General features: G+C 72.6%; 4 protein-coding genes and 1 pseudogene. 3 read left to right on the top strand and 2 right to left on the bottom strand.

The genetic code is table 11. The features are described 5' to 3' along the window. Both DQW85_RS29690 and DQW85_RS29685 read left to right on the top strand, forming a co-directional pair. Positions 1 to 319: pseudogene (locus DQW85_RS29690) on the top strand (TetR/AcrR family transcriptional regulator); the annotation flags it as partial. Continuing rightward, positions 319 to 1752 (top strand): MFS transporter, encoded by a 1434-nt coding sequence (locus DQW85_RS29685; RefSeq protein ID WP_113703142.1) that lies wholly within the window; start codon positions 319 to 321, stop codon positions 1750 to 1752. The pseudogene DQW85_RS29690 and the gene DQW85_RS29685, both read left to right, overlap by 1 nt. A gap of 3 nt (positions 1753 to 1755) precedes the next feature. On the opposite strand, the gene DQW85_RS29680 is transcribed toward DQW85_RS29685, so the two are convergent. Together DQW85_RS29680 and DQW85_RS44920 are read right to left on the bottom strand one after the other, a co-directional pair. After that, positions 1756 to 2985 carry a cytochrome P450 gene (locus tag DQW85_RS29680; RefSeq protein ID WP_113703141.1) on the bottom strand — a complete coding sequence of 410 codons (1230 nt, stop codon included), beginning with the start codon at positions 2983 to 2985 and terminating at the stop codon, positions 1756 to 1758. 173 nt (positions 2986 to 3158) lie between these two features. Next, a complete protein-coding gene (locus DQW85_RS44920; protein WP_162795477.1) occupies positions 3159 to 5390 on the bottom strand; it encodes a wHTH domain-containing protein in 2232 nt (743 codons plus the stop codon). 424 nt (positions 5391 to 5814) lie between these two features. Here DQW85_RS44920 and DQW85_RS29660 point away from each other — a divergent pair. After that, positions 5815 to 6291, top strand: a 477-nt coding sequence (locus DQW85_RS29660) for an FG-GAP and VCBS repeat-containing protein (RefSeq protein WP_205315509.1), incomplete at its 3' end; no start/stop codon positions are given.

Here is a 6291-nt window from a genome sequence, read left to right as displayed (position 1 = left end):
GTTCGTCCGGCTGCAGCTCGCCGGGCTGCTGGCGCACCCGCACCCGGGCCCGGCCGACCTCGGCGCGGCCCTCGGCCCCGACGCCTACCAGCGGCTGGCCGAGCACGTGGCGCCCATGCAGCGCGTCCTCGTGGAGATCCTGGAGAGCGGCATCGGTTCGGGCGACTTCCAGGCGCCCGACGTCGGCGCCACGGCGCGCATGATCCTCGCCGTGATCGGCGCCGAGCGGGTGCCGCTGATGAGCGGCACGGTCACGGTCGAGGTGGCCGGGGAGCTGGTGTCCGGCTTCGTGCTCAGGGCGCTCGGCAGCCGCTCGTGATGGACGACCCCGCGAACGGGCCCAGGCAACGGGTCGCGACCGACGGTCACGTGCGGCTCGGGTCGGCCCGCGGCAGGTGGATCCTCGCGGCCACCGTGCTCGGCTCGGGGCTGGCCATGCTCGACAGCACGGTGGTCAACGTGGCCCTGCCCTTCCTGGGCGACGAACTGGACGCGGACATGTCCGGGCTGCAGTGGACGATCAACTCCTACACGCTCACCCTGGCCGGCCTGATCCTGCTGGGCGGCTCGCTCGGCGACCGCTTCGGCAGGCGCAGGGTGTTCGTCGTGGGCACGGTCTGGTTCGCCCTGGCGTCGGCGCTGTGCGGGCTGGCGCCGTCCATCGAGTTCCTGATCGGCGCCCGAGCGCTGCAGGGCATCGGCGGCGCGCTGCTCACTCCGGGCTCGCTGGCGATCATCCAGGCGGCGTTCGTCAAGGCCGACCGGCCGCGCGCGGTGGGCGTCTGGTCGGGGCTCGGCGGGGTGGCCAGCGCCATCGGGCCGCTGCTGGGCGGCTGGCTGGTGCAGTCGGCGGGCTGGCGCTGGGCGTTCCTCGTCAACCTGCCGTTCGCGCTGCTCGTCGTGCTGGTCGCCGTGCGGCACGTGCCGGAGAGCAGGGACGAGCGGGCGGCGGGCCGCTTCGACGTGCTCGGCTCGGTGCTGGCGGCCCTCGCGCTGGCCGGCATCACGTACGGCCTGATCGAGCGGGGCGCGGTGGCGCCGCTGGTGGCCGGCGTCGCGCTCGGGGCGGCGTTCGTGGTGCTGGAGATCCGCCGCTCGCCCGAGGCGCTGGTGCCGGTCGAGATCTTCCGCGACCGCGTGTTCACGGCCGTGAACGTGGTCACGCTGGTCATGTACGCGGCGATGGGCGTGGTGTTCTTCCTGCTGGTCATCCAGTTGCAGGTGGTGTCCGGCTTCTCGCCGATCGCGGCCGGGCTGTCGCTGCTGCCGGTCACGGTCCTGATGCTGCTGCTGTCGCCGCCGGCGGGGGAGGTCGCCAAGCGGCTCGGTCCGCGCCTGCCGATGACGGCGGGCATCCTGGTGGCGGGGCTCGGCTTCCTCTGGATGAGCACGATCGGCCCCGGCGCCTCGTACGTGCTGCAGGTCCTGCCGGCCGTCACCGTCTTCGGCCTGGGGCTGTCGGCCGTGGTGGCGCCGCTCACGGCGACCGTGCTGGCCAGCGCCGACGAACGCTACGCGGGCACGGCCAGCGGGATCAACAACGCGGTCGCCCGCACCGGCGGCCTGCTCGCGGTGGCCGCCGTGCCACCCGCGGTGGGCCTGGTCGGCGACGCCTTCGAGCGGCCGGAGGTGTTCGACGCGGGGTTCCGCACGGCGATGCTGGTCAGCGCGGCGATGATGCTGGTGGCCGCGCTGATCACCTTCCTCACGATCAGGACGAACGTCCTCGCCCCGGATCAGGCCGGCGACTGAGCCTCAGAACGTGAACGCCTGGCCGCGGACGCTGTTGTCGAAGTTGGACAGCAGCAGCTCCGGCTCCCCGACCGAGCGGATGCCGGGCAGCCGGGTGAGCAGCTCGCGGAACATCGTGCGCATCTCCTGCCTGGCCAGGTTGGCGCCGAGGCAGAAGTGCGGCCCCGGCCCGCCGAACCCGACGTGCGGCTTGGTGTCGCGGGTGATGTCGAACGTGTCGGCGTCGGGGAAGACGCTCTCGTCTCGATTGGCGGAGCCGTAGAAGAGGACGACCTTGTCGCCCTTCTTCAGCTCCAGGCCGCGCAGCGAGTGGTCCTCGGTCACGGTGCGGCGGAACTGGATGATGGGCGAGACGCAGCGGACCATCTCCTCGATCGCGCCGTTGACGTGGGCGTCGAAGTCGCTCGTCAGAAGCTCGCGCTGGGCGGGGTTGTCGGTCAGCAGCTTGATGCCGTGGGCCATCGTGTTGCGCGCGGTCTCGTTGCCCGCCACCAGCAGCAGCGCGAAGAACGAGCCGAGCTCCTTGTCGGTCAGCTTCTCGCCGTCGGGGTTGGCGGTGACCAGCAGGGAGATGAGGTCGCCGCGCGGGTCGGCGGCGCGCTCGTGGCCGAGCCTGATGACCATGCGCTGCAGCGCCATGAGTGCCAGCATGTTCTGCCCGGCGAGCTGGACGCTGCGAGCCAGGCTGGGCCGCACGCCGGTGTAGGCGGTGGAGACGTCGACGTGCTGGTGCACCTTGGCTCGCAGCTCCTGCGGGATATCCAGCATGTCGCAGATGACGTGGATGGGGAGCCGGGCCGCGACCTGGTGGACGAAGTCGCGCGGCCCGTCCTTGACGACGTCGTCCACGATGCGCGCGCAGGCGGCCTCGATGTCGTCCTGCAGCCCGGCCAGCATCCGGGGGCTGAACGAGCGCGTGACGATGCGGCGGAGCCGGGCGTGGCGCGGGTCGTCCATGTTGACCATCGACTCGCCGAAGACCTGCTTGACCCAGCCGGGCGGCTCGGGGTTGGTGACCGCCGGCTCGCTGGAGAACACCTTGGCGTTGCGGCTGGCCTCAACCACGTCGGCGTGGCGGACCAGCGCGTAGAAGCCCTTGCCGGAGCGCAGGAACGGCACCTTCTTCTCCGGGAAGAACACCGGGTGCTCCAGCTGCCGGAGCCGGGCGAACGCCTCGTGCCGCTCCTTGAGCGGTCTGCGCCAGAAATCCAGGTCCGCGAGATCGATGTCCACGGGCCTATCCTGGCACGTTCCCCTGCCGGTCCGTGCTGCGTCCCCGGTGCTCCGTCCGGTCCCGGATCGCCGGCGGCGCCGGGCTTCCCGTACACCTCAGCGGGGGCAGGCCGCCACGCCTCTGATCCTGGTCACGTCCGCCAGCCGGACGATCCGGTGGTCCTCGGAGACCTTCACGATGAGGCTGCCGCCGCCGGTGTCGACGAGCGTCCCGCACAGCCGTCCGGTGGCCGACTCCACGACCACCAAGCGCCGGCGCCGGGGAGGCGGCCGGCGCCAGCCACGAGGCCATGACCGCGACGGCCACCGCCGCCACGCCGAAGAGGGGCAGCGCGCGTGCCCGGCTGACCGCGTTCTGGATCCGCCCGACCTCGCCTCTCGTCCAGGCGCGCAGGTCCTCGCCGGTGAGGAGCGTCCGGCTGGACGGGAGCCCGGAGGCGGCGCCCACCGCCGTGAGCGTCGCCCACACCAGCACGGCCAGCGCCGCCGCGAGCAGCATTGGCACCAGCCACCGGTACGGCGGCGCCAGCTCGCTGACGCTCTCGCGGCCCTTGACGACCAGGACGGCGGCCAGCAACGTCGTGACACCGGTCAGCCCCGTCCGCCAGCTCTCCGCCTGCTTGCGGACGATCTCCAGTTGCTCGTACTGGAGCCGCTGCGCCTTCTGCGCCCACCGCCACGCGTCCACCCTGCTCACGAGGGCAGATCCACGGTCCAGAACGAGCCGCAGCCGAGGTCCCAGGCCGTCCCGGGCCGGTTCGGATGCGTGTAGCCGCACTCGCAGTAGACGGTCCGGGGGCCGGAGGGCCTGGGTGGCTCTCCCTTCGCGCGGCGGCCGAACACCCCCTTGGCGCCGACGACGCCGTAGGACCACGGGGTGGCGGTCTTGCCGTGGCAGGTCGGGCAGGCGGGGTGAGCGTGAACAGGCGGGCATAGGGGCGCAGGCGGTCGCCGACCCGCTCGGGCGGCTCGTCGAGCTGCTCGGCGGCGTGCGCGAGGTGCTCGGCCGTCACGGCGCCCGCGACGGCCGGGGCGTGGCCGTCGAGGTCGACGGTGAGGGCGAGCAGGTCCTGCCAGCGCACGATGGTGTCGGGGCAGGCGTCGTGCGGGTGGTCGAGCGTCAGCCCGAGCGGGACGAGGGGGAGCAGGCGGCGGTGCGTGCCGGCGACCGTCCACCCGAACCGCCCGGCCGCGCGCACCAGATCGACAGCCCCCACTGCCGAGATGAACTTGTCTCCCTGCCGTACCAGGAGCATGGCGTCCTCCTCGTCGGGACGGATGTCGTGCAGCTCACCTTCGCCGGGCTCGGGTACGGGGACGCCCATCTGCCGGTAGGGGGCCAGCAGCTCCAGATAGGCGCCGATGGACAGGCCGGACTCGAACGCGCCCGCGACGATCTCCCCCGGTCCGACCCGCCAGCGGAGTTCGGCCCACAGGCTCGCCGGCTCGAGAAGCTGTGTCACCTGCCCGCGAGGATCGAGCAGGTCCGTCTTGGTGAAGGGGCTGACGGGCCTGGCGAAGGCGGCCAGCGCGCGCATGCGAGCCCTGTACCGGCTGTTGGCGCGGGTGGTTCCCCTGCCTATCGCGCACGCGATCTCGCGTGCGGCGACCTGCTGGGGCAGGTCCGGCAGCCGTTCGCCCCACATCGTCCGTAAGGATCTGAGAGCGCTGGAGTCCTCAGGCTCAAGGGAGAAGTCCAGTGGCTCTGTGGTGTCCGGCCGCGCCAGCAGGCCGCGGGATTCCAGGCGTGCCAGCGCCTCGTGGACCTCCCGTGGTGAGACGCCGGTCCGGGCGGCTATGGAGGCGAGACGCATGGGACTCATGGGCTGGCCCACCACCGTCGTCTCCCGGAGCGCCTCCACCTCCAGCGGCTCCAGATCCGCCGGGAAACGCTCACGTCCGGCGACCCGCACACCCAGCGGCGCGAGCTCGTCGTAGACGGCGAGCACCTCCTCGACGGGGCGGTCCCGGCCGACGCTGGCGGCGATGACGTGACCGGGCTGGATCTCACCCGGCATCCACGGCGCCTGGGCGTCGAGGTCCCTGGACATCAGGGTGGCCTCCACGGAGCAGATCCGATCCGCCAGCGGCCCGAGGTCGAACTCCGGAACGGCCCATCCGGGCGGCGCGAGCGCGGCCACCCGCCTGAGCACCTCGGCGAGCGGCAGGTTCAGTCTCCTCGACGCCACCACGAGGAGGGCGGGCAGGTGGCTCTCGGGTGAGTCGCGGTCGCGTGACCACGTCGTCAGGATGGTGAGCAGCAGTCCCTCGCCGTTCTGGAGGGGACGCGGGACGGGAGGCACGTCCCGCAGGGGGCTGGTGGCCAGCCCCGCGATCGCGTAGCGGCGCAGTCTCTTGAGGCTGGTGGCGACGCTCTCCTCCCGGCCTTCCAGCGTGGCGGGCACGGTGCCGGCGAACCGCTCGCTCTGCAGCGCTCCGGACGCGCGGCCTCGCAGGCGCGCTTGACGCGCTTGTGGATCCGGCTCCTGGTGGGATCCTGGCCGTCCTCCACTCCGAACGTGTCCACATCGGCGTAGCCGGACTGTTCAAGGGCCTGGCGCATGACGCGCACGTCCGCCCTGACGACGTCACCGATCTCCTTGAAGCCCGGGTCGTCGCACCGGGGCACCCCGATCAGCAGAGCGTGGCGCGCGGACATCCGACTCCTCCCCCTCTGTCTCGCTCAGTAGCCTGTCACGAAGCGCAGTCCCACGGTGGCGGAACGCCAACGCGATAATCCCATTCGCGAGGGCGATGTGCATCCACGCCTCTTGGCGCGTTCCCGGGCCGTTCAGGCCGGGTTCTACCGGGGCGGACATCACTGGGGGTATGAACGCGCTGCTCGCCGCCTGTCTGGTCCTTCCCCTGGCTTCCGGTACGGTCCCCGCCGCCGCGCGGTCCTGCGGCGGTTCCCCCTCCGACTTCGACGGCGACGGCCGTCCCGATCTGGCCGTGGCCGCGCCGTACGACGACCGCCGGGCCGGGTCCGTGACGGTCCTGTACGGCGACGGGAGGAGGACGAGGTTGGTCCAGGAGCGGCCCGAGCCGGGTGACTCGTTCGGTTCGGCGCTGGCGGTCGGCGAGTTCGACGGCGACGGGTGCGCCGACCTGGCGGTGGGCGTGTCCGAGGAGTTCGCGGGTGACCGGGTGCCCGGCGCCGACGGCAACGGCGCGGTCCAGCTCTACCACGGCTCGCCCCACGGGCTGCGCGCGGCCGGGCAGCTCACCCTGCCTGCCCCGTCGAGCGACCGGTTCGGCGCCGCGCTGGCGGCCGGCGACCTGGACGGCGACGGGCGCGACGAGCTG

The organism is Nonomuraea lactucae (assembly GCF_003313395.1).
Taxonomy (GTDB): domain Bacteria; phylum Actinomycetota; class Actinomycetes; order Streptosporangiales; family Streptosporangiaceae; genus Nonomuraea; species Nonomuraea lactucae.
This window is presented reverse-complemented; position numbering and strand designations above follow the sequence as displayed.

What these genes read in the sequence shown, in the direction of transcription:
- DQW85_RS29685 (WP_113703142.1), top strand. Translation starts at nt 319, where the DNA reads ATGGACGACCCCGCGAACGGGCCCAGGCAACGGGTCGCGACCGACGGT.